This window comes from Streptomyces sp. OR43, from assembly GCF_008042275.1.
Lineage (GTDB): Bacteria > Actinomycetota > Actinomycetes > Streptomycetales > Streptomycetaceae > Streptomyces.
The window spans coordinates 100,130-102,931 of record NZ_RDBK01000032.1 but is presented as its reverse complement, the minus strand read 5'-3'; the positions used below and the strand labels follow the sequence as shown (position 1 = coordinate 102,931).

1 protein-coding gene is annotated in these 2,802 nt (G+C 70.6%); it reads left to right on the top strand.

Features of this window, described 5'->3' with window-relative positions:
- Positions 1-21: 21 nt before the first annotated feature.
- Positions 22-2,802 (top strand): condensation domain-containing protein (locus tag EAO72_RS16215; protein ID WP_148018047.1); only part of this gene is annotated, 2,781 nt, incomplete at its 3' end.

The window sequence follows — 2,802 nt, the reverse complement described above, 5'->3', positions numbered from 1 at the left end:
TTCGCTGGTGATGGTGGGCGGATGTATCGGACGGGTGACCGGGTTCGCTGGCTGGGGGATGGCCGGTTGGATTTCGTGGGCCGTGCGGACGGTCAGATCAAGGTGCGTGGGTATCGGATCGAGCCGGGCGAGATCGAGGCCGCGCTGCTCGGTCACGCGCAGATCGCTTCCGCTGTGGTGACGGCCCATGGTGTGGGGGCGGAACGTCGACTCGTGGCCTATCTGGTTCCGGCAGATGCGGAGATCGGGATTCCCGCGGTCGGGGAATTGCGCGGATTCCTCGGTGACCGGCTGCCGGAGTACATGGTCCCGTCCGTTTTTGTCGAGCTGAGCGAACTCCCGCTCACCGCGAACGGCAAGCTCAACCACGCCGCACTGCCCGAACCGCAGGTCCATCAGTCCGACGTCGAGGAATTCGCGGTCCCGGTCACCACCACCGAAGAACTACTGACCGACGTCTGGGCCGAGATCCTGCGTGTCGAGCGGGTCGGCGTGGAGGACAACTTCTTCGACCTGGGCGGGCATTCACTGGTCGCCACGCAGGCGGTCTCCCGCATCCGCGAGGTGTTCGGCGTCAGGGTTCCCCTGTCGGCGCTGTTCAACGAGCCGACGCTGCGCGGCTTCGCCGCGGTCGTCGAGGGCGCCGCCCGCGACACCGCTCCACCGGTGACGCGGATCGACCGGGACCACACGATCCCGGCCTCCTTCGCGCAGCAACGCCTGTGGTTCCTTGACCAGTTCGACCCGGGCTCCACCGAGTACATCTCCCCGCTGCACCTGCGCCTGCGAGGCGCCCTGGACGTGGCGGCGCTGCGTGCGGCGCTGGGCGGCGTGGTCGCGCGGCACGAGGTGCTGCGGACGCGTCTGGTCGCGGACGCGGACGGTGTGGTGCAGCAGGTGATCGACGAGCCGGCGCCGTTCGACCTGCGGGTCGTGGAGGTGCCGGCAGGGGCGGACCCGGTGGTCGCCGTACGTACCGTGGTGGCCGCGGACGCACAGGTGCCGTTCGACCTGGCGCGCGGGCCGCTGCTGCGCGCGACGCTGGTGAGGGTGTCGACGCAGGAGCATGTGCTCGCGCTGTCGATGCACCACGTGGTGTCGGACGAGTGGTCGGGGCGGGTCCTGCGGCGCGAGCTGATGGCGCTGTACGACGCTTTCCGGAGCGGGGACCCGGACCCGCTGCCGCCGCTGGCCGTGCAGTATGCGGACTTCGCGGTCTGGCAGCGGGAGTGGCTGACCGGCGACGTGCTCGACGCGCAGCTCTCGTACTGGCGCGACCGCCTCGGCGGCCTGCCGGCCCTCGAACTGCCCACCGACCGCCCGCGCCCCGCGATCCGCTCCACCGACGGCGGTTTCGCCGAGTTCCGTGTGCCGGCGCAGACGGCGCAGCGGCTGCGGGCGCTCTCCCGCGAGGCCGGCGCCACCATGTCGATGACCCTGCTCGCGGCCTTCAACGTGCTGCTGGGTCGCTACGCGGGCACCGACGACGTCGTCGTCGGAACGCCGATCGCGAACCGCAACCGGGCCGAGACCGAGAACCTCATCGGCTTCTTCGTCAACACCCTCGTCATGCGCACCGACCTGTCCGGCGACCCGACATTTGCCGAACTCCTCGGCCGCGTCCGGGAGACGGCGCTCGGCGCGTACGCGCACCAGGACCTGCCGTTCGAGCAGCTCGTGGACGACCTCGTCGTCGAGCGTGACCGCTCGCGCAGCCCCCTCTTCCAGGTCCTCTTCAACTACGACACGGCGGACACCGCGGCCGGCACGGCGCAGCGACACGCCGACCTCCTGTGGGAGGGCGGCGCCGAGCTCACCGCGGACTTCTCGGCAGACCGGCCGATGCTCATAGGCGTCGACCTGGCGGTCAGGGTCGGGGACACCGGCGAGGGCCTGGCGGGTGAGGTCCAGTACAGCACCGCGCTGTTCGACGCGGCGACGATGGAGCGTCTCGGCGCGCATCTGGTGGCGGTGCTGGAGGCGGTGGCCGCCGACGCGGATGTGCGGGTGGGTGAGCTGTCGGTGCTGGCTGCGGGTGAGCGCGAGCTGCTGGTGGCGGGTGGCGATGGTGGGTGTGTGGCGCTGCCGTCGGTGGGTGGGGTGCATGAGCTGATCGCGGAGCGGGCTGCGGCGGTGCCTGATGCGGTGGCTGTGGTGGCCGGTGCGGAGTCGGTGACGTACGGCGGGTTGATGGCGCGGGCGAATCGTCTGGCGCATCACCTGCGGTCGGCCGGAGTGGGGGCCGAGTCGGTGGTCGGGCTGTGTCTGCCGCGTGGTGTGGACATGGTCGTGGCGGTGCTTGCGGTGTGGCAGGCGGGTGGTGCGTACGTGCCGCTGGACCCTGAATACCCGGTTGATCGGCTTGAGTTCATGCTCGCGGATGCGGGTGTGCAGGTGTTGGTGGGTGAGCGGGCGGTGGCTGAGGGGTTGCCGGTGGCGGGTCGTGTGGTGTGGCTGGACGATCCGGGTGTGGTGGACGCGCTGGCTGGACTCCCGTCGGTGGCGCCGGATGTGGTGACCGTTGCTGRCCAGCTGGCGTATGTCATCTATACGTCGGGTTCGACGGGTCGTCCGAAGGGTGTGCAGGTCGCGCATGGTGGTGTGGTGAATCTGGCGCTGGCTCTGAGGTCGGCGCTGGGTGTGGAGCCGGGTGCGCGGGTGTTGCAGTTCGCGTCGCAGAGTTTYGACGCGGCYGTTCTGGATGTCGCGGTGACGCTGGCCGGAGGCGGAGCCCTGGTGGTGGCCTCCACCGAGCACCGGCGCGTGCCGGCGCGGCTCGAGCAGTTGGTGCGGGCCGAGGGT